General features: G+C 70.1%; 1 pseudogene. It reads left to right on the forward strand.

Annotation, left to right across the window (positions count from 1 at the left end):
• Window positions 1-154: 154 nt before the first annotated feature.
• Window positions 155-345, forward strand: a pseudogene (locus tag ADK60_RS26415) (transglycosylase family protein); the annotation flags it as partial.

A 345-nucleotide genomic window follows, 5' to 3' on the forward strand; every position in this document is an offset into this window, starting at 1 on the left:
CGAATCCTTGAAACACCACCCCCACCCCCGTAACTTCGAATGCGTCGCACCGAACGAGCACACCGCTCACCAGGAACACAGTGCGAGCCCCCCGAAACCACAAGCCCCCAGGGCCTGGTTCCGCACGCCCGCACCACCCTCCGAAAGGAAACACATGACCTTCCGTAACGAGACCACCGCCACCACCACCGCCACCCCCAAGCGCCGCAACCGCGCCCGGATGGCCCTCATGGCCGGGGCCCTCACCGCCCTGCCGGTGGCCGGACTCGTCACGGCCAACGCCGCCTCCGCCGCCCCCGCCGGCGTCTGGGACAAGGTCGCCGCCTGCGAGGCCACCGGCAACTG

The organism is Streptomyces sp. XY431 (assembly GCF_001279805.1).
GTDB lineage: Bacteria > Actinomycetota > Actinomycetes > Streptomycetales > Streptomycetaceae > Kitasatospora > Kitasatospora purpeofusca.